Genomic DNA, 20,788 nt, shown 5'->3' with positions numbered 1-20,788 from the left:
GCCGCTTCCGGCTGGCCCGAAGCCACAGGTTCTGCAGTTGCAGAAAGGATAGTAACCATGACCAACACGGCATCTGTCGGGGCCAAGCGTGGCGCCCCCGCCGTGACCCGGCCCCCGGCGGCGGAAGACGCCACCCGTTGGGGCCGTCTCGTCGCCTGGAAACCCTACCAGGTCCTGACGGGTTTGATTTTTGCGTCGCCGCGTCGACAATTTCTGCTGCTGGGCATCATCCCGCTGATCTGGCTGATCACCCAGCACCTGGGCCCGATGCTGCAAATGTTCCAGGTGAGCCTGCTGGATGCCTATCCGGTGGCACCGGGAACAGAAACGCATTTCACATTAGACAATTACGGGACGTTCTTCAACGAAAGCGTGTTCCAGAAACCGTTCTTCCGAACCATCATCTACTCGGCCTCGCTGACCTTCGTCACCCTGCTCATCACCTATCCTGTGGCCTATTACCTGGCCCGCTATGTGAAGCGCGAGAACCAGTTGGCACTGCTGCTGCTGGTGCTGATCCCCTTCTGGACCGGCGAGATCGTGCGCACCTATGCCATCATGATCCTGCTGGGCAACAACGGTGCGGTGAACATCGCGTTGAAATGGCTGGGTCTGATCGACCGGCCGATCCCCTTCATGTTCACCGGCTTTTCGGTCAGCGTCGGCCTGATCTACCTGACCGCGCTGTACATGCTGTTGCCGTTGTATTCCGCGCTGGAAAAGCTGCCGCGCAACTTTACCGAGGCCGCCGCCGATCTGGGCGCGGGCCCCTGGACGCGGTTCCGGCGCATCACCCTGCCGCTGAGCCTTGAGGGCATCGGGTCGGGCTGTACGCTCGTGTTCCTGATCTCCACCGGTTATTACGGCACGCCGGTGCTGCTGGGCGGTCCCAACAGCACGGTGTTTGCCCAGACCATCGCCGGCTTCTTCCATGTCGCCGGGGACAAATGGCCCACCGGTGCGGCCTTTGCCGTCATCATGTTCGTGGCCGCCCTGGTGCTGAGCGGGATCTTCACCCGCCTGATCGCCTTCCTGCGCAAGGGAGACAGCTGATGACCCGTTCGCATCGCGTCGTTCTGTCCGTCGTTTTCTGGGCCTTCGTCGTCTATCTGTTCGTGCCGCTGGCGCTGATGATCCTGATGGGCTTCAAAGACAGCAAGTTCATCGGCTTCCCGATCAAATCCTACACGCTGGACTGGTACATCGGGGTCTTCGGCGACACCGAACTGATGGTGACCTTCCTGTATTCGGTGGCCATCGCCGTGGCCTCGACCCTTGTCTCGGTGCTGATGGGCACCTGGCTGGCGGTGATGCTTGCGGGGCGGGCCTTTGTCGGCCGGGCGGCAGTCTATGCGCTGATGATCCTGCCGGCGCTGGTGCCGGGCGTGATCTCGGCCATCGCCTTTCGCATCTATGCCCGGCAGCTGGGGATCGAACCGGGGATGTTCGCCATCATCTGGGCGCATGCCGTCCACAACGTGCCCTTCGTGACGCTGGTGGTCATGGCGCGCCTGACCACCCTGCCCAGAAGCATGGGCGAGGCCGCCCGCGATCTGGGCGCCGATCCTTTCGTGACCTTCACCCGGATCACGCTGCCTTATCTGAAACCGGCGCTGATGGGGGCCTCCATCTTCTGCCTGCTGCTCAGCTTCGACGACTTCGTGCGCTCGTTCTTCCTGGGCAGCTATCAACCGACGCTTCCGGTGCTGATCTTTGCCAAGCTGCGCTCGGGCATGTCGCCGGAAATCAATGCAATCTCTGCCGTGGCGCTGGTGCTGACCGCGGTGCTGGGGGTCTGGGCCGAACGTTCCAGCCGCCGCATGAACAAGGACACCTGAAAATGAGCTCCGAAAAGGAACCGCTTGTCCGCCTGGAAGGGATCTCGAAAAGCTTCGGCAAGGCCGTCGCCCTGCACCAGATGGATCTGACCATCAATCCCGGCGAATTCGTCACCTTCCTGGGGCCGTCGGGCTGTGGCAAGTCCACCACCCTGCGCATCCTCGGCGGGTTCGAGAAACCCGACACCGGCCGCATCATCCTCAGCGGCGAGGATGTCACCGCCCTGCCGCCTGAACGACGCCATATCAACATGGTGTTTCAGGACTACGCGCTGTTTCCGCATATGACCGTGGCGCAGAACATGTCCTTCGGGCTGGAACTGAAAGGCATGTCCAAGACCGCGATCAAGGCGCGGCTGGACGAGTTGATGACCTTTCTGGAACTGACCCCCTTTGCCGACCGCTATCCCTCGCAACTGTCGGGGGGGCAGCGGCAGCGGGTGGCGCTGGCGCGGGCGCTGGCCCCGGATCCGGACCTGCTGTTGCTGGATGAACCGCTGGGTGCGCTGGACGCCAAGTTGCGCCACCAGGTGCAGCTTGAACTGAAGTCGATCCAGCGCCGCACCCACAAGGCCTTCTTCTTCGTGACCCACGATCAGGAAGAGGCGCTGACCATGTCCGACCGGATCGTGGTGATGAACGCGGGCAAGATCGAACAGGATGGGACGCCCGAGGATCTGTATTTCCGTCCGGCCAGCCGCTTTGTCGCCGAATTCGTCGGCGACACCAACCTGATCGAAGGCGAGATTCGCGGTGTGGACCGCGCCAGCGGACAGGTGAGCTTTGACTGGCAGGGCATTCCGCTGATCGGTCTGGCGGCCTCCGGTGCGCCGCAGGCAGGGCAGAAGATGGCCGCCTCGCTGCGACTGGAAAACCTGTCACTGCACGCCGAACAGCCAGGAACCGCCAACGCCGTGCGCGGGCGGATCACCGAACGCGTGTTCCTGGGCAGCCGCAGCGCCGTGGACATCGCACTGGAGGATGCACCGGGGCAGACCCTGCGCGCCTTCACCGATGCAGCGACCCTGTCCCGGCATGGCGATGCCCCTGTCTGGGTGTCGTGGGACGCCGACGCCATGGCGATCCTGTCGCACTGAAAGACGCGGGGCCGCCGGGTGCGGCCCTGCCCGACCGCCGACCGGCAGGTGCCGCAGGTCTTGCCCGAACGGCACCGCCCGATGCCGCCATGTCAGTCCGGCACCGCGATCCTGCCAGAAAAATATCTGTTTCAATCGCCGGCGACTCGCGCCAATGTGGCAGTCCATGACCACTTGCGTGACGCATACGATGACAGGCGCCCAGTTCCTTCGAGGGATCCCGATATCCTTCTCCGCCGATGCAGCCGCGTCATGCATTCGCCTGCTTGCCCGCGTTGCGTGCTATGGTGACCGGACCGGCGCAGGCGCCGCACGGCCCCGGCCCGCCTTGCGCGGCGATGACACAGGGCGCGCGGTTTGATCGCCGATCTGCTAGGCAGACCCATCCGCCCCTGCCGCCGATCCGGCAGGCATACGCCCGATAATCCGGTCCCGTACAGCGCAGCTTTTGCGCGCATGGGCACCCCCGACTTTCGGTCCCGACCGGACCACCAGGAGACCAGACGAGTATGACCCCATTTGCAATTGCCGGCATCCAGATGCATGTTGATCCGCTTCATTCCAATGTCGATGCCATGTTGCACCGCATCGACATTCTGATGGCGCGCTTTCCGTGGACCCAGATGGCGGTGTTCAGCGAACTGGCCGCCTATGGCCCGCTGCACCGGTTCTCAAAGCCCTTCCCCAACGAAGACATCGTCCGGTTTCAGGAAAAGGCGCGCAAGCATCGGCTGTGGCTGATCCCCGGCTCGATGTTCGAAACCAAGGAAGATGGCCGGATCCTGAACAGTTCGGTGGTCATCGACCCCGATGGCAACATCGTGGCCACCTATTCCAAGATGTTCCCCTTCCGCCCCTACGAGGAAGGCATCTCGGCCGGCAATGAATTCTGCATCTTCGATGTCCCCGAGGTCGGCCGCTTCGGTCTGTCGATCTGCTATGACATGTGGTTCCCCGAAACCACGCGGCAACTGACCAGCCAGGGCGTCGAGGTTCTGCTGCATCCGGTGCTGACCGGCACTGCCGACCGTGAGGCCGAAATTGCCATTGCGCGGGCCACGGCGGCGCAGTTCCAATGCTATGTCTTCGACATCAACGGGCTGGGCTCGGGTGGGGTCGGACGGTCGCTGGTGGTCGATCCTGCGGCGATGGTGCTGCACCAGTCGGCGGGGCAGGACGACATGTTCCCCATCGAGATCGATCTCGATCAGGTGCGCCGCCAGCGCGAATTCGGCCTGAAGGGGCTTGGCCAGGTTCTGAAAAGCTTCCGCGACCGCGAGGTCAGTTTCCCGATCTACGATCCGGGCAGCGGCTCGGACACCTATCTGCACGCGCTTGGTCCGTTGGAAACGCCCAAGCAGGGCTCACTTGCCGGTCTCAGCGCCGCCGACCCGCGCACCATGCTGGAAGAGGCCGAGGAAAAGGCCGTTGCCAGCTGGCATCGCGAAACGGGCTAAGCGCCCGCCGCATTCCCCAGTGTCGTACGAGTTCACGTCATTACGAGACTTCACCAGCCAAAGAGAGCAGGTTTGACCATGACGAAACGACCAACCGAAGCGTCCGGAAGCAAGCCGGGTCAAGGCGACGGACAGAACCTGCCTTCGATCGGGGAATACTACAGCGCCACCCAGTTGCGCGCCGATCGGTGGAGTACCCTGCGCGAAGTTGCCGAAGGTCTGGCCTTGCATCCAAGCGAAAGCCGCCAGCGGAAATCCCTGCTGAACCGGGCCGAACAGCTGTTCGCGGCCCTGGCCCCGATCGAGGCCTATTGGGCCTTCCCGGGCGCTGCGGCCTTCAACCACATGCGCAAGCTGGTGGAAAACCGCAACGTCGACGACTTCTGCCACAGCGTGCTGCGCACGTCGCGGGCGCTGTCGTCGGGCGCCTATCGCCGCCGCGTCGTGCCACTGATGTCCAACGAAGTCGACGCCGAGGATTTCGAGGACGAAGCCTCGCTGTCACCCGAGGAACGCGCGTTGGGGCGGCCCTATTTCGAAGTGCTGATCGTTGACGACCTGAGCGAGCATCAGGAACGCTGGCTGCGCCGGAGTCTGCAACGCGCCCGCCGCCCCGAAGATGCCTTCATCTACGAACCGGTGATCGTGCCCAGCCTGGAAGACGCGCTGATCGGCATCATGTTCAACTTCAACGTGCAGGCTGTGGTGGTCCGGCCCGGTCTGACCCTGAAGTCGCGCAACGGTGTGTCGATCCTGAACAAGTACCTCACCAGCGTCAGCGAGGATGAAGAGGTCGACGGGTTGCGCCCCGAGGAATACGGCCCCGAAACCTGCCGGCTGGTGCACAAGATCCGGCCCGAACTGGACACCTATCTGGTCACCGACCGCTCGGCCGAAACCATCGCGGCGATGGATCTGGGCGGCTGCCGGCGGGTGTTCTACAATCAGGAAGATTTCCTTGAGTTGCACCTGAACATCCTGCGCGGTGTGAACAGCCGGTTCAAATCGCCCTTCTTCACGGCGCTGAAAGAGTATTCCAAGCAACCCACCGGCGTCTTCCACGCCATGCCGATCAGCCGCGGCAAATCCATCGCGCGCAGCCACTGGATCCAGGACATGGGTGCCTTCTATGGTCCCAACATCTTCCTGGCCGAAACCTCGGCCACCAGCGGCGGGCTGGACAGCCTGCTGGAACCCAAGGGGCCAATCAAGAAGGCTCAGGAATCCGCCGCCCGCGCCTTCGGCTCGAAACAGACGTTCTTTGCCACCAACGGCACCTCGACCTGCAACAAGATCGTGGTGCAGGCGCTGATCCGGCCGGGCGACATCGTGCTGGTGGACCGCGACTGCCACAAGTCGCACCACTATGGCATGGTGCTGGCCGGGGCCAACGTGGTCTATATGGACAGCTATCCGCTGCACCAGCATTCCATGTATGGCGCGGTGCCGACCAAGGAAATCAAGCACAAGCTGCTGGAACTGAAAGCCGCCGGGAAACTGGACCGGGTGCGCATGGTGCTGCTGACCAACTGCACCTTCGACGGGCTGGTCTACAACACCGAACGGGTGATGGAGGAATGTCTGGCGATCAAGCCCGACCTGGTGTTCCTGTGGGATGAAGCCTGGTTCGCCTTCGCCCGCTTCAACCCGGCCTACCGCCGCCGCACCGCGATGCATACGGCCGGAGCGTTGCGCAGGACGCTGAAAAGCCCCGAACGGGCGCTGGCCTGGGAAAAGCAGCAGGCCGATCTGGCCGATGCCGACGACGAGACCCTGCTCAACACAAGGCTGATCGCGCCGCCGCATGCACGGGTGCGGGTCTATTCCACGCAGTCGACGCACAAGACCCTGACCTCGCTGCGGCAGGGATCGATGATCCATGTCTACGACCAGGATTTCAAGGGCGAGACCGAACAGGCCTTCCACGAAGCCTATATGACCCATACCTCGACCTCGCCGAACTACCAGATCATCGCCTCGCTGGACGTGGGCCGACGGCAGGTGGAACTGGAAGGCTACGAGTTCGTGCAGCGCCAGATCGACAGCGCCATGACGCTGCGCCGGGCCATCAACACCCATCCCAAGCTTGAGAAATACTTCAAGGTTCTGACCGTGGCCGACATGATCCCGGCCGAATACCGCGAAAGCGGGATCGAGAGCTACTACGACTCAAAGCAGGGCTGGACCGATGCCTGGGATCACTGGGGCAGCGATGAATTCGTGCTGGACCCGTCCAAGGTGACACTTGCCGTGGGCGGCACCGGCTGGGACGGCGACACCTTCAAGACCCAGATCCTGATGGACAAGCACGGCATCCAGATCAACAAGACCTCGCGCAACACCGTGCTGTTCATGACCAACATCGGCACCACGCGATCCTCGATCGCCTATCTGATCGAAGTGCTGCTGGGGATTGCCAACGATCTGGACGATCTGCTGGACGATGCCTCGATCATGGAGAAACGGTCGTTCGACAACCGGGTCAAAAGCCTGGTGGAGCATGTGCCTCCACTGCCCGATTTCAGCCGCTTCGACACCGCCTTCCGCCATGGCGAAACCCCCGAAGGCGACATCCGCACGGCCTTCTTCCTGGCCTATGACGAGGAAAATTGCGACTACCTGAATCTGGACGACGGGATCATGGCCAAGCTGGACGCGGGCGAACAGCTGGTGTCGGCTTCGTTCATCATCCCCTACCCGCCGGGTTTTCCGATCCTTGTGCCGGGACAGGTCATCAGCCGCGAGATTCTGACCTTCATGCGTGCGCTCGACGTCAGCGAAATCCACGGCTACCGCCCGGATCTGGGCCTTCGGGTATTTGCACCCCATGCGCTGGAGCGTCTTTCAAAGAACTGAACCACCGACGAGGGAGTTACCATGCCAAAGAAAAAGCTGAAGAACATCTCTGAAATCCGTCGGTACTTCCACACCAACGAGGATCCGATCTATTTCGTGTCCGCCACCAACTTCAACCTGCTCGGCATCGACGAATGGGTGAAGAACTTCAAGTACATCTGCTACATGGACTGCTTCGACGGGCGCCATCCCAACGTGCTGGTGCCCTCCGAGGTGCCGCACGACGAATTCCAGTCGATCGAGGACATCAACAACTACCTGTTGCAACACAAGGAAGTGGTGGATTTCGTCAGGCAGCGCGGCGGCAAGCCCAAGTTCGTTTTCCTGATGTTCAACGAAAAGACCGAAGCCCTGGTCAAGGAGTTGGGCGGCGAGATCTGGTTCCCCAAGTCGGCCCTGCGCGAGCGCTGCGACAACAAGATCGAAACCGTGCGCATCGGCGACGAGGCCGGGGTGCCGTCGGTGCCCAATGCCCTGCACGAGGTGAAAAGCTACGCCCATCTGCAGAAGATCTGCAAGGACGCCGGGCTGGGCAACGACCTGGTGCTGCAATCGGCCTTTGGCGACAGCGGCCACACCACGTTCTTCATCAAGTCCGAGGCGGACTTCCAGAAGCATGAACACGACATCGTCGGAGAAGGCGAGATCAAGATCATGAAGCGGATCGACTGCCGTGGCTCGGCCATCGAGGCTTGCGCCACCAGCCAGGGCACCATCGTCGGCCCGCTGATGACCGAGCTTGTGGGCTTCAGGGAACTGACCCCCTATCGCGGCGGCTGGTGCGGCAACGAGATCCTCGCGACCTCCTTCCCGTCAAAGGCCCGCCAGCAGGCCCGCGAACTGACTTTCAAGTTCGGCGAGCAGTTGCGCAAGGTCGGCTATCGCGGCTATTTCGAGCTGGATTTCCTGATCGACAAGAAGACCGGAGTACTGTGGCTGGGTGAGTTGAACCCACGCATCACCGGGGCCAGTTCGATGACCAACCATGCCGCCTTTGCCCATGCGGATGCGCCGTTGTTCCTGTTTCATCTTCTGGAATTCTCGAAAAAGCCCTTCTCGCTGGACGTCGAGAAAATCAACGCGCGCTGGTCCGATCCGGACATGATCGACAGCTGGTCGCAGATGGTCATCAAGCACACCGACGACAGTGTCGACATGGTCACCGAGGCCCCGCAAAGCGGCATCTACACGATGCTGGACAATGGCAAGGTGGTCTTCGACCGGTTCGACTATCACCGCCGTGCGGTGGAAACCGAAAACGAAGCCTTTTTCCTGCGCATCCTGAACACCGGCGATTACCGCTATGAAGGCGCCGATCTGGGCATTCTGGTCACCCGCGGCCGGTCGATGACCAAGGCTTTCGAGTTGAACGACCGCGCCAAGGCGTGGATCGACGGCATCAAGTCGGCGTTTACGGCACGGCCCTTGCCGGCGGCGCAAGCCTCCGGCGAACCTGCCTTCAAGATGATGTAAGCGTGTCTGTTCGGTTTCAGGCCCTCAGTGAAGACGACCCCGGCCCGATCTGGACCGGGTTGTTTCAGGAGTTCTGGCCGGCCTACAGGGACTGGTGGGCGCGCGAGGGTCTGACAGCCCGCCCGACCTATCTGGAAAGCCGCATCGCCCTGCGTCGCCACATGCCCGAGATCCTGCCGCTGTATGACGAGCTGTGCGAACTGGCCGGCGGCAGCGACAGCGCGGCGCGGTTTCTCAGCTACTATTGCCCGCCCCGCTATCTGTCCGGCTGCAGCCAGGCGGTCTGGCGCGGCGATGCCCCTTTGCTGGTGCGCAACTACGACTATCACCCGCGGGCCTTCGACGGGATCTTGCTGAAGTCTTGCTGGCAGGGCCGATCGGTGATCGCGATGACCGACGGGCTCTTTGGTCTTGTCGACGGGATGAACGATGCGGGTCTGGTGGTGTCGTTGACCTTCGGCGGGCGGCGCGAGGTCGGCGAAGGCTTCGGTGTGCCGCTGATCCTGCGCTATATCCTGCAAACTTGCGAAACCGTGGCCGATGCCGAGAATGTGCTGCGCCGTGTGCCCTGTCACATGAGCTATAACGTCACCGCGCTGGACCGATCCATGCGCTTTGTCACCGCCTATCTGACGCCGGACCGGCCCACCATCATCTCGAACACGCCGGTGGCGACCAACCATCAGGAACGGGTGGAATGGTCCAGCCACGCCCGTTTCACCGCCACGGTCGAGCGCGAGAAATTCCTGCTGAACCGGCTGACCCTGCACCCCGAGACTGCGGAACGCTTCATCTCCAGTTTTCTCAAGCCGCCACTCTATTCCATGGCGTTTTCGCGGGGCTTCGGCACGCTGTACACGGCGGCCTACCTGCCCGCTGAAGGGGCAGTGCAACTCAGGTGGCCGATGCACACATGGACCCAGAGTTTCACCAGCTTCACGTCCGGTGCACAGCTTGTCGCCTTTCCCGACACTGACCCCGGCGCCATCGTCTGAGCCACTCCGGCGGCCGGGGCTTTGAACGCGACGCGCACCGACCGGCTTGCCAACGGAAAAAGGCGGCCCCCTTCGGGCCGCCTTTCAGGTCTTCGATCCACTGTTTCCTAGCTGCCGTGCCCGGTGGCGTCGCGATACCAGGCCACGATCTGCATCCGCGCCTCGGGATCCATGTCGATGGCATTGGGCGGCGGCATGGCGTGGGTGCGGCCCGCCTGCATGTAGATCTGCTTGGCGTGGCGCGCCACATCGGCCTCGGTCTCAAGCACAACGTGCTTGGGCGCCCAGTTCAGCCCTTCCCACGACGGTTCGCGTGCGTGGCACATGGAGCAATTGCCGACCACTGCGTAGAAGGCATCCTCGAAACTGTCCACCGAGGCGAACTTCTGCTCGGCTGGCGTCAACTCGCGGGCTTCGGATTCCTCATAGGTGTCGATGCCGGGGACGGTCGACAGCCAGGCGATCACCACCATCAGAAGCACCGTGGCCAGCCAGGTCCAGTTCGGCCCCTTGCCGGTGCGGTGCATGGTGTTGAAATAGTGGCGGATGGTGACGCCGGTCAGGAAGATCAAGCTGGCGATGAGCCAGGCGTAATGCGTCCCGAAGGCCAGCGGATAGTGGTTCGACAGCATCAGGAACACCACCGGCAACGTCAGATAGTTGTTGTGCGTCGACCGCAGCTTGGCGATCTTGCCGTATTTGGCGTCCGGCGTGCGGCCTTCCTGCAGATCCTTCACCACGATGCGCTGGTTCGGCATGATGATGAAGAAAACATTGGCGGTCATGATGGTGGCGGTGAAGGCCCCCAGATGCAGCAGCGCGGCACGCCCGGTGAAGATCTGGTTATAGCCCCAGGACATGATCACCAGAATCACGAACAGCAGCAGCATCAGCAGGGTCGGATTCTCGCGCAGCCGGGACTTGCACATGGCGTCATAGGCCAGCCAGCCAAGGGTCAGCGACCCGCCCGAGATCAGGATGCCCTGCCACAGCGCCAGTTCGACCTTGCTGGGATCCAGCAGGTACAGTTCTCCGCCGACCCAGTAGACGATCATCAGCAAGGCCGCACCGGACAGCCAGGTGGTGTAGCTTTGCCATTTGTGCCAGGTCAGATGCTCGGGCATCCGCGCCGGAGCCACAAGGTACTTCACGGTGTGGTAAAAGCCGCCGCCGTGCACCTCCCATTCCTCGCCATAGGCGCCGGCGGGCAGGTCGGCATTGGGCTTGAGCATCAGATCGAGCGCGATGAAATAGAACGATGCGCCGATCCACGCCATGGCCGTGATGACGTGAAGCCAGCGGACCGAAAAGGCCACCCAGTCCCACAAGATTGCCAGTTCGAACACAGTGCTTCTCCCAGTTTTTCGGTGTCTGGACGACCCTAGTCCAAGCCGGTTTATTCTGCTATCGGTGTGAAAGTCCAAGCAGCATCAAAAAAAAACGAACAATGTCCTATCTCGACAATATCCGCACCTTCGTGCGTGTCTATGAATTGGGCAGCATGTCTGCCGCTGGTCGGGATCTACGCGTGTCTCCGGCGGTGACCTCGGCGCGAATCTCGCAGCTGGAGGAACATCTGGGCGTGCGCCTGTTCCAGCGCACCACGCGCAGCCTGACGCCGACTGAACAGGGCAAATCGTTCTATCGCGGCGCGACCGAGATCCTGGAAGCGGTGGAAAACGCCGAAGCGCAGATCGTCAACATCACCGACAATCCCAAGGGGTCGCTGTATGTCGCGGCCCCCTTGGGCGTTGGCCGGCGGCTGATTGCGCCGAAGGTGCCCGAGTTCCTGGCCGAATATCCCGAGGTCAGCGTCCGCCTGCGCCTGACCGACCGGCGCGTGGACCTGACGACCGAGGGTCTGGACCTGGCATTCTTTCTGGGCCAGCCTCAAGACAGCAACCTGCGCATTCGCAAGATCGCAGATGTGGCGCGGGTGCTGTGCGCGGCGCCCGCGTATATCGCGCAGCGCGGGATGCCGGCCAGCGGTTTCGATCTGGTGTCAGAACAGCACGAATGCCTGAGCCTGCGGTTTCCCGGCGCGACCGAGTTTCAGTGGCTGTTGTCGACCGAGGACGGGCCCAAACGGTTCCGGGTGTCGGGACGCTACGAATCCGACGATGGCGATGTTCTGACCGACTGGGCGCTGGCCGGTCACGGGATCGCCATGAAGCCGGTGTTCGAGATTGCAGAGCATCTGCGTGCGGGCGCGCTGGTTCCGGTGGCCGTCGAGACACCTCCGGAACCCATTCAGATGGCCTGCCTGTTTACGCATCGGCGACGGCAGGATCCCAAATCACGGCTGTTCATGGACTTCATGATCGACCGCATCGGCGCAATCATTCGGGACACGGATCAGCCCTGACGCGCAGGTCTCAGCTGCCGCGATAGGTGCTGTAGCCGAAGGGCGACAGCAACAGAGGCACATGATAGTGCGAAGGCTCGGACATGCCGAAGCGCAGCGGGATCTGGTCCAGGAAGCGCGGGGATTCCGCAGGCACACCACAGGCATCCAGATAGGCGCCGACGTGGAACACAAGCTCATAGGTGCCGGTCTGGAATTCCGTCGGCGGCAGGATCTGCTCGTCGGTGCGGCCGTCGTCGTTGGTTGAGACCTCGCGCAGCAGTTTACGGCTGTCGCCGTCGATCAGGAACAGCTCGATTTTCAGGCCATGTGCGGGACATCCGCGCGCAGTGTCCAGAACATGGGTGGTCAGATATCCGGGCAAGGTTGTGTCTCCTTCGTGATTTACAGTTAACTAGTCCCTGCCGCCCTCAGGTGGCAAAGGGGGTCTGCAAAGAGGCTCCTTCTAATATTTTTTGATAATGCTAGGTGATTTTCCAGTTTATCAAGTGGTAAAACCAGAGGGAACCCAAGTTGACACGATATCCAAGAGACATGATCGGCTACGGCCCCCGGACGCCCAAGGCAAACTGGCCCGGCGGCGCGAAGATCGCCATCCAGATTGTGCTGAACTACGAAGAGGGCGGCGAGAACAACATCTTGCATGGCGATGCAGCCTCGGAAGCCTTCCTGTCCGAGATCACCGGCGCCCAGCCCTGGCCCGGTCAGCGGCACTGGAACATGGACACCATCTATGAATACGGCGCGCGGGCCGGGTTCTGGCGGGTCCATAGCCTGCTGAAGGACACGCCGATCACCGTTTACGGCGTGGCCACGGCGCTGGCGCGCTCTCCCGAGCAGACCGCCGCGATGCAGGCGGCGGGCTGGGAAATGGCCAGCCACGGTCTGAAGTGGATCGAACACAAGGACATGTCGCCGGACGAGGAACGTGCCCAGATCCGCGAGGCCATCCGCCTGCACACCGAGGTGACCGGCGCCGCGCCACGCGGCTGGTACACCGGGCGCTGTTCCATGAACACGATCGACCTTGCGGCAGAAGTGGGCGATTTTGCATATATTGCAGACAGCTACGCCGACGATCTGCCCTATTGGGTCACCGCAGCTGGCAAGCCGCAGTTGATCGTGCCCTATACCATGGACTGCAATGACATGCGGTTCGCGATCCAGGCGGGATTCACCAATGGTGCCCAGTTTGAAAGCTATCTGAAGGACAGTTTCGACATGCTGTATGCCGAAGGTCAGGCCGGCGCCCCGAAGATGCTGTCCATCGGCCTGCACTGCCGCCTGGCAGGCCGCCCCGGACGCGCTGCCGCGCTGAAGCGGGCGCTGGACTATTTCCGCCAACACGACGGGGTCTGGTTCGCGACCCGTGAACAGATTGCCGACCATTGGGCACAGGAGCATCCCCCGAAGCCACAGGCGACACCGTCGCGGATGGACAAGGCCACCTTCGTGCAGGAATTCGGCGGCGTGTTCGAACACAGTCCGTGGATTGCCGAAGGCGCGCACGACCTGGAACTGGGCCCGGCACATGACTGTGCGGCTGGGGTGCACAACGCCCTCGCCCGCGTGTTCCGCTCGGCCAGTCCCGAACAGCGTCTGGGCGTGCTGACCGCGCACCCCGATCTGGCCGGCAAACTGGCCGCTGCCAAGCGCCTGACCGCGGAATCCACGGCCGAACAGGCCTCGGTCGGGCTGGATGCGCTGACGGACGAGGAACGCGCCAGTTTCACCAAGCTGAACGAAACCTATACCGAGAAATTCGGCTTTCCCTTCATCATCGCGGTGCGCGACAACACCAAGGATTCGATCATGGCCGCCTTCGAGCGCCGCATCGGCAACGATCGCGACACCGAGTTCGCCGAGGCCTGCCGCCAGGTCGAACGGATCGCCGAGTTGCGACTGCAAGAGAAGCTGGGCGCATGAGCGATACCATCCAGGTGCAGCCGCTGACCGCCGAGGCGTTTGCCCCGTTCGGGGACGTGCTGGACGTCAGCGGCACCCCCGACAAGCTGATCAACCAGGGTCTGTGCGGCCGGTTCCACGACCGCGCGACCCTGGACTTTGCCGATGGCCGCGCCGGGATCAGCCTGTTCAAGGCGCAACCGCGTGCCCTGCCCTTGAAGCTGGACATGGTCGAACGGCATCCCGACGGCAGCCAGGCCTTCCTGCCCATGAGCCAGGAGCCGTTTCTGGTGGTCGTAGCACCGGATGAGGGGGACAAACCGGGCGTGCCGCGGGCCTTCGTGACCGCGCCCGGACAGGGCGTCAACTATCATCGGGGCGTCTGGCACGGGGTTCTCGCCCCCCTGTCAGAGCCGGGACTGTTCGCGGTCGTGGACCGTATCGGCAGCGGCCCCAATCTTGAGGAACACTGGTTCGCACAGGACATCGTGATCGTCAAAAACTAGGACGCGCCGGAGGAGGAGCCGGTTCGCCCACAAAGGAGAGACAGACACCATGGCAGATTCTTCAATCGGGACAGCGGCACAGCTCCGCGATCCCAACTACACCCCACCGATGGCAAAGGCGATCCCGCTGGGCATCCAGCATGTTCTGGCCATGTTCGTGTCGAACGTGACGCCGGCCATTATCGTGTGCGGCGCGGCGGGCTTCGGCTTCGGCTCGAACTCGCCCGATTTTCCGCAGATGATCTATATGATCCAGATGTCGATGTTCTTTGCCGGACTCGCGACCCTGATCCAGACCATCGGCCTGGGCCCGGTGGGGGCCAAGCTGCCGATCGTGCAGGGCACGTCGTTTGCCTTCATCCCGGTGATGATCCCGCTGGTGGCGGGCAAGGGCGTCGATGCCATCGCCGTGCTGATGGGCGGGGTTTTCGTGGGCGGCCTGTTCCACGCCTTTCTGGGTCTCTACATCAAGAAGATCCGCTTTGCCCTGCCGCCGCTGGTCACCGGCCTTGTGGTGACGATGATCGGCCTGGCACTGGTCAAGGTCGGCATCCAGTACGCGGCGGGCGGCGTTCCGGCCATCGGGACACCGGAATACGGCTCGCTCCAGAACTGGTTCGTGGCCATGGTGGTGATCTTCGTCACCCTCGGGCTGAAGTTCTTCACCCGTGGCATGATCTCGGTCTCGGCGGTTCTGATCGGTCTGCTGGTGGGGTACGCGGTGGCCTTCATGATGGGCATGGTCAACTTCAGCAACGTCGGCAACGCGGCCAGCTTTGCCCTGCCGAACCCGCTGCACTTCGGGATGGAGTTCACCTTTGCCGCCATCCTTGGCTTCTGCCTGATGGGCTTTGTCTCGGCGGTTGAAACCGTGGGCGACGTTTCGGGCATCACCAAGGGCGGCGCGGGTCGTGAAGCCACCGACACCGAGATCCAGGGCGCGACTTTCGCCGACGGTCTGGGCACGGCTGTGTCGGGTCTGTTCGGCGCCCTGCCCAACACCTCGTTCTCGCAGAACGTCGGCCTGATCGCCATGACCGGCGTGATGAGCCGCCACGTGGTGACCATCGGTGGTATCTTCCTGATCCTCTGCGGTCTGGTACCGAAGATCGGCGCCATCATCGCGACCGTGCCGATCGAGGTTCTGGGCGGCGGCGTCATCGTCATGTTCGGCATGGTGGTCGCGGCCGGTGTCTCGATGCTGTCGGATGTGGTCTGGAACCGCCGCAACATGGTGATCTTCGCCATCGCGCTCAGCCTGGGCCTGGGCCTGCAACTGGAACCGGGCGCGCTGCAGTACCTGCCGTCGACGCTGAAGGTTCTGGCCACTTCGGGCATCCTGCCCGCCGCGCTGATCGCCATCGTGCTGAACCTTGTTCTGCCCGAGGAACTGGCGGATGAGGCCACCGAAGAGGTTTCGGGCGGCATGGCCGGTCACGGCCACGGCTCGCTGCCGCACGACGATCACGTCTGAAAAACCTGCATCGGCGGCCTGACAACGGGCCGCCGGAGCGCTAGACAGACTAAGGGCGGTGCACCGGCGTGCGCCGCCCTTTCTTGCTGAAAGGACAGCGGATGCTGCTAGAGACCATTGTTCTTGCCCTGGCCGGGTTCGGCGCGGGCATCGTCAACGCCATTGCCGGCGGCGGCACCTTTCTGACCTTTCCGGCGCTGGTCTGGGCCGGGGTGCCCCCGGTGATGGCCAATGCGACCAGCACGGTTTCGGTGTTTCCGGGCTATCTGGGCAGCGTGTTCGGCTATGTGAACGAGTTGAAAACACTCAAGCGCGCGCAAATGATCCGGCTGACCGCGATCACGCTTGCGGGCGGGCTGGCGGGTTCGTTGCTGCTGCTGGTGTCCTCGAACGAGGCCTTCTCGCTGATCGTGCCTTTCCTGCTGCTGTTCGCCACCACCGCCTTCCTGTTCGGGCAGGATCTGAAGGTCTGGGCCGAACGCCATGCCCGCGGGTTCCGCCCCGAGGGCGCCATCGGCCTGTTCCTGGTCAGCCTTTACGGCGGCTACTTCAACGGTGGGCTGGGCATCGTGCTGTTGTCGCTGTTCGCCCTGTGGGGCTGGCGCGACATCCATCTGTCCAACGGGGTCAAGAACTGGTTGTCGTTTGCGCTGTCGTCGATCTCGGTAGCGACCTTTGCCATTGCCGGGATCGTGGTCTGGCCCAAGGCGATCCTGATGATGATCTTCGCGGTGGCCGGCGGCTATTGCGGCGCCTGGGTGGCCAAGGCGATCCCGGTCAGGGCGGTGCGGACCATCGTCGTGGTCATCGGCTACGGGATGAGCGCCGTCTTCTTCGCCCGCCTGTTCGGGCTGTGACGGCGCTGCGCCCCCGGTTTCTCAATCCGTGGCGCACAACTCCCGCGTGAGGACGGCCGGGGGGGTGGATTTCGTCGGGCGGCCCGCGACATAGACCTCGGCAATGGCGCGGTCGTCGCCCAGCGTTTGCAAGATGAACAGCTCTTCGCTGAGGCTTTGGGCGCGCTGCATCCGCAGTTGCATGGCATGGGTGGCACAGGAGTCCAGCACCACGATGTCGGCTTCGGTTCCGGCGTCCAGCGTGCCGATCTTGTCGTCAAGCCCCAAGGCCACGGCATTGCCCCGCGTGATCCAGTGCAAGGCGCGCAGGGGGTGCAGCTTCTGGCCCTGCAACTGCAGGATCTTGTAGGCCTCGCTGAGGGTGTTCAGCATCGAATAGCTGGTGCCTGCGCCCACGTCCGTGGCGATGGCATTGGTGATGCCCTGCCCGCGCAACCCGGCGTCGTCGAACAGCCCGCTGCCCAGAAACAGGTTCGAGGTCGGACAGAACACCGGCTTGGCCCCGGTTTCGGCCAGCACAGCGATCTCGCGCGGGGTCAGGTGGATCGAATGGCCCAGCAGCATCTTCGGCGTCAGAAGACCCGCCCGTTCATAGACGCCCAGATAGTCGGGCGCGTCGGGAAACAGCTCGGCGGTATAGGCGATCTCGTCGTGGTTCTCGCTCAGGTGGGTCTGGACGTAGCACTCGGGATGTTCGGCCACCAGCGCGCCGGCCATCTCTAGCTGGGCCTGGGTCGAGGTGATGGCAAAACGCGGAGTGATCGCATATTGCGCCCGGCCCTGCCCGTGCCATTTGGCGATCAACGCCTTGCTGTCGTCATAGCCCGATTGCGGCGTGTCGCGCAGCCCGTCGGGGGCGTTGCGATCCATCATCACCTTGCCGCCGATCATCCGCATGTCGCGGCGCGCGGCCTCGGCAAAGAACGCCTCGGCAGAGGCCGTATGCACCGAACAATAGGCCACGGCGGTGGTGGTGCCATGGGCGCCAAGAAGGTCAAAGAAATGGCGGGCCATGGCGGCGCAATGATCGGGATCGGCAAAGCGGGTTTCCTCGACAAAGGTATAGCCGTTCAGCCAGTCCAGAAGCTGCGCCCCCCACGAGGCGATGACCTGCACCTGCGGGAAATGGATATGGGTGTCGATGAAGCCGGGCATCAGCAGATGCGGGCGGTGGTCGGTCACCGGAACGTCCGCCGCTTTCGCCGCGACCTGGGCAAAAGGCCCCATGGCGCGGATCGTCCCGTTCTCGATCAGGATCGCGCCGTCGTCGTGATAACTGTAGGCACTTGTGTCGGCGGCGTCGGTCGGCTCGGCATAAAACGTCAGGATACGTCCGCGCAACAGGCGGCGGCTGGGGTCTTGGGTCATCTGGAAATTCCGTCGTGATTTGATGCGGGCCATGGGAGGAGAGAGACCATGGCCCGCAGGGATGTTCGCGCCCCGCGCGGGGCGCGAACCTCGTTACTCGGCCGGGGCGGCGGGCGGCTCTTCGGTGACCGCGTTGGGGTTCACCAGATCCTCGTCCTTGTGGAACTTGGGGTAGATGAACAGGAAGGCTGCCGCGATCAGATAGCCTGCCGACACGCCGCTGAGGACCGGCCAATGCAGGCTGGCGCCGTGGATGATCCCCAGCGAGGACATCACCGCCGCCGCCAGGGCAAAGCCACCGGCATTACGGAAGTTGCCGTCGATCACGCTGGCCACGATGGCGCCCCAGATCAGGCCGGTCAGGATGGCGCCCTGGCTAAGCGCCAGATGGCCTTCGAAATGCGCCCCTTGCTGCAACAGCGCCCCAGTCAGGTCGGGATCGCCGAGGCTGGGCAGGCCGACCACGCCGGTCGCCGCCAGTGCCGCGATCATCGCGCCCCATTTGATCATCAGGAAGGCCGAGACATGGGGCATCATCGCGATGGTCACGGCGGCCATGTGGTCGGTCTTGACCGAATGCGCGGTGTTGGTGATCAGGCTCAGCGCCACGAAGACCAGCACCGGCGCGGCGGCGGCCACCGGGATCAGGTTGTTGAGGAAGGCCAGCAACCCGAAGAAGGCCGCCAAGGGGATCACGATGCCCACGCCGATGATATAGCCCGAATGCGCCCCCATGCGTTTATAGGCCGGGTGTCCGATATAGGCGGTGGTCGGGAAAGGCGATCCGAAAAGCGCGCCGATCATGGTCCCGGCCCCGTCCGTCACCTGGCACAGCGCCACCGGATAGTGGTCGCCCGCAGCCTCGGCGCTTTCCACGTTGTTCATGGTTTCGATGAAGTTGTAGATCTGCACCGGCACCAGGACCAGGAACAGTTCCGGGTTGTCGAACAGATGCTGGATGCCGACCACAAGGTCACCGAAATACGGCACGGGCGGGTAGAAGCCGACGCCATCGAAGCTGAACCGCGCTTCGCCGATCAACAGGGCGACCACGGTGCCCACGATCAGGGCCAGCAGACCGGCGGGAATGTTCCACGGCAGGCGGAACCGGCCCACCAGCCCCCACAGGATGATGATCATCGAGGCAAAGCCGACGAAAGGGTTTTCAAAGACGATGGCCAGCGGCACGGTGCCGATGAACACCAGCGCGATGCCGCACAGGGTGCCCAGCATGCCTGCCCGCGGGGTCACACGCTTCAGCCACGGCCCGACGATGGCGCCCAACCCGGCGACGATGCCGCCCATGAAGCCCGCGCCGATGCCCACCTGCCAGGCCAGAACCGGATCGTTGGTGGCCCAGTAGATCGGCCCGATCACCCCAAACAGGTAGACGAACATCACTGGAGTCGAGATGCCATACGGCAGGGCCGTGACATCGCGGCCATGCTGTGCTGCGGCCCGTTTGGCCAGCAGCACATAGACCGCGACCCCGGCCAGAATGGCGATGGCCGCGCCCGGAATGATCCGACCGAAGACGATCTCGGCCGGCATCTGGAACACGAACTGGCAGATCCCCGCCAGCACCATCAGGTTGATCAGGTTGTCGGTGAACAGCGCCCAGAATGCGCTGAAATCGCTGCGATCAAACAGCTTGTAGTGATAACTCCCATCCCTCATGGGGACCTCCTTTTCAAACCGGCGCGCCCTGCCCATCCTCCCGGACAGTTGCGCGGCCTGCTCATGTCACTGCGCCGCGATATGCGAAGCAGCGCCCCAGTGGGGGTGAAATGCGGCAGTTTCAGAGGTCAGCGCCGTGATCACTTCTGCCACCACCTGGGCGGCGATCACGGCTGGCCGCTTGTCGCGGCTGCCGCCTGCCCCGATGGGGCAGATCAGGGGTGCGACGGAGACGCCGTCGCAGTGTTTCCGGCACCAGCTTTTGAACTTGGCCCGTTTGGTCGCTGAACCGATCAGCCCGACATAGGCCGCGTCGCGGCGTTGCAGGGCGGCCGAGGCCAGCAGGAAATCCAGCCCGTGATCATGGGTCAGCACGATGAAGGCGCTGCCCTTGGGTGCGGTCTGGATGTCGAATTCGGGGATCGCGCTGATCCGTTTCTCGATGGCGGCTTTGCACAGGGTCAACTCGTCGGCGCGCTGGTCGATCAGGACGGTACGCACCGGCAGATGCTGGAATTGCGCCGCCAGTGCCCGGCCCACATGCCCGGCGCCCAGGATGTAGACCGCCGGCAGGGCGGCGTCATCTTCGCGCGCCGCGGCGATGGCCTTGGTCTTGTCCGAAGCGCTCATCCGCAGCACCGCAACCTCGACCCGGCCGCCGCAGCACTGGCCGATGGCCGGCCCCAGCGGCAGGTCCAGATCGGCGGCCATGTCGCCGCGTGCCAGCAGGGCGCGGGCGGCGTCGATGGCCAGATGCTCCAGCTGGCCGCCGCCGATGGTGCCGAAAAGCCCGTCCTCGCGCACGAACATATCGGTGCCGGTGTCGCGCGGGGAAGACCCCCGCACCCGGCTCAGCCACAGCCGCGCCACCGGGCCGGGCTGGCCCAGGAACATGGCAAGATCGTCGGCACGGGCCATCG

17 protein-coding genes are annotated in these 20,788 nt (G+C 63.3%); 12 read left to right on the top strand and 5 right to left on the bottom strand.

The annotated features are described in order from the left end of the window. Positions 1-57 precede the first annotated feature (57 nt). The 7 genes from ACP15K_RS11335 (at position 58) to ACP15K_RS11305 (ending at position 9,716) form a co-directional block, all read left to right on the top strand. Positions 58-1,053, top strand: a complete 996-nt coding sequence (locus tag ACP15K_RS11335; protein ID WP_193142675.1) for an ABC transporter permease — start codon at positions 58-60, stop codon at positions 1,051-1,053. Next, positions 1,053-1,838, top strand: a complete 786-nt coding sequence (locus tag ACP15K_RS11330) for an ABC transporter permease (RefSeq protein ID WP_193142676.1) — start codon at positions 1,053-1,055, stop codon at positions 1,836-1,838. The genes ACP15K_RS11335 and ACP15K_RS11330 overlap by 1 nt, the downstream gene beginning before the upstream one ends. 2 nt (positions 1,839-1,840) lie before the next feature. Beyond that, a complete protein-coding gene (locus tag ACP15K_RS11325) occupies positions 1,841-2,935 on the top strand; it encodes an ABC transporter ATP-binding protein (protein ID WP_193142677.1) in 1,095 nt (364 codons plus the stop codon). Positions 2,936-3,444: 509 nt separating this feature from the next. After that, positions 3,445-4,392 carry a carbon-nitrogen hydrolase family protein gene (locus ACP15K_RS11320; protein WP_193142678.1) on the top strand — a complete coding sequence of 316 codons (948 nt, stop codon included), beginning with the start codon at positions 3,445-3,447 and terminating at the stop codon, positions 4,390-4,392. A gap of 78 nt (positions 4,393-4,470) precedes the next feature. Beyond that, positions 4,471-7,248: an aminotransferase class I/II-fold pyridoxal phosphate-dependent enzyme gene (locus ACP15K_RS11315; protein WP_424990553.1), complete on the top strand. Its 2,778-nt coding sequence runs from the start codon at positions 4,471-4,473 to the stop codon at positions 7,246-7,248. A gap of 21 nt (positions 7,249-7,269) precedes the next feature. Beyond that, positions 7,270-8,721 (top strand): biotin carboxylase, encoded by a 1,452-nt coding sequence (locus ACP15K_RS11310; protein ID WP_424990552.1) that lies wholly within the window; start codon positions 7,270-7,272, stop codon positions 8,719-8,721. Positions 8,722-8,723: 2 nt separating this feature from the next. Continuing rightward, the gene (locus tag ACP15K_RS11305; protein ID WP_193142681.1) at positions 8,724-9,716 is read left to right on the top strand and encodes a C45 family autoproteolytic acyltransferase/hydolase; all 993 of its coding nucleotides are present in this window, start codon (positions 8,724-8,726) and stop codon (positions 9,714-9,716) included. A 107-nt stretch (positions 9,717-9,823) separates the two neighbouring features. On the opposite strand, the gene ACP15K_RS11300 is transcribed toward ACP15K_RS11305, so the two are convergent. Further along, complete coding sequence (locus ACP15K_RS11300) at positions 9,824-11,062, bottom strand: urate hydroxylase PuuD (RefSeq protein ID WP_193142682.1); 1,239 nt, start codon at positions 11,060-11,062, stop codon at positions 9,824-9,826. A gap of 101 nt (positions 11,063-11,163) precedes the next feature. Between ACP15K_RS11300 and ACP15K_RS11295 the strand changes: the two genes are divergently transcribed. Continuing rightward, positions 11,164-12,081 carry a LysR family transcriptional regulator gene (locus tag ACP15K_RS11295; protein WP_193142683.1) on the top strand — a complete coding sequence of 306 codons (918 nt, stop codon included), beginning with the start codon at positions 11,164-11,166 and terminating at the stop codon, positions 12,079-12,081. Positions 12,082-12,091: 10 nt separating this feature from the next. On the opposite strand, the gene uraH is transcribed toward ACP15K_RS11295, so the two are convergent. Further along, positions 12,092-12,445 (bottom strand): hydroxyisourate hydrolase, encoded by a 354-nt coding sequence (gene uraH, locus ACP15K_RS11290; RefSeq protein ID WP_193142684.1) that lies wholly within the window; start codon positions 12,443-12,445, stop codon positions 12,092-12,094. A gap of 149 nt (positions 12,446-12,594) precedes the next feature. Here uraH and puuE point away from each other — a divergent pair, with 149 nt between their 5' ends. From puuE to ACP15K_RS11270, 4 genes are all read left to right on the top strand, one after another. Next, the gene (gene puuE / locus ACP15K_RS11285; protein ID WP_226925975.1) at positions 12,595-14,007 is read left to right on the top strand and encodes an allantoinase PuuE; all 1,413 of its coding nucleotides are present in this window, start codon (positions 12,595-12,597) and stop codon (positions 14,005-14,007) included. Next, complete coding sequence (locus tag ACP15K_RS11280) at positions 14,004-14,492, top strand: ureidoglycolate lyase (RefSeq protein WP_193142685.1); 489 nt, start codon at positions 14,004-14,006, stop codon at positions 14,490-14,492. The genes puuE and ACP15K_RS11280 overlap by 4 nt, the downstream gene beginning before the upstream one ends. A 49-nt stretch (positions 14,493-14,541) precedes the next feature. Continuing rightward, positions 14,542-15,966 carry a uracil-xanthine permease family protein gene (locus tag ACP15K_RS11275; RefSeq protein ID WP_193142686.1) on the top strand — a complete coding sequence of 475 codons (1,425 nt, stop codon included), beginning with the start codon at positions 14,542-14,544 and terminating at the stop codon, positions 15,964-15,966. Positions 15,967-16,067: 101 nt separating this feature from the next. After that, entirely contained in the window at positions 16,068-16,823 is a 756-nt protein-coding gene (locus tag ACP15K_RS11270; protein ID WP_226925976.1) for a sulfite exporter TauE/SafE family protein, read from the top strand. Between the two features lie 21 nt (positions 16,824-16,844). Here ACP15K_RS11270 and guaD read toward each other — a convergent pair whose 3' ends face one another. From guaD to xdhC, 3 genes are all read right to left on the bottom strand, one after another. Then, on the bottom strand, positions 16,845-18,191 hold the full coding sequence (gene guaD / locus ACP15K_RS11265) for a guanine deaminase (protein WP_424990551.1): 1,347 nt from the start codon (positions 18,189-18,191) through the stop codon (positions 16,845-16,847). 93 nt (positions 18,192-18,284) lie between these two features. After that, positions 18,285-19,868, bottom strand: a complete 1,584-nt coding sequence (locus ACP15K_RS11260; protein ID WP_193142688.1) for a xanthine/uracil/vitamin C permease — start codon at positions 19,866-19,868, stop codon at positions 18,285-18,287. Between the two features lie 66 nt (positions 19,869-19,934). Then, positions 19,935-20,786 carry a xanthine dehydrogenase accessory protein XdhC gene (gene xdhC, locus ACP15K_RS11255; RefSeq protein ID WP_424990550.1) on the bottom strand — a complete coding sequence of 284 codons (852 nt, stop codon included), beginning with the start codon at positions 20,784-20,786 and terminating at the stop codon, positions 19,935-19,937. Positions 20,787-20,788: the final 2 nt, after the last annotated feature.

The sequence above is a fragment of the Fluviibacterium sp. S390 genome (assembly GCF_049800695.1).
In the GTDB taxonomy this organism is placed as follows: domain Bacteria; phylum Pseudomonadota; class Alphaproteobacteria; order Rhodobacterales; family Rhodobacteraceae; genus Meridianimarinicoccus.
Note: the sequence above shows the minus strand (reverse complement) of the source record. Positions and strands in the feature narration are given on the sequence as shown.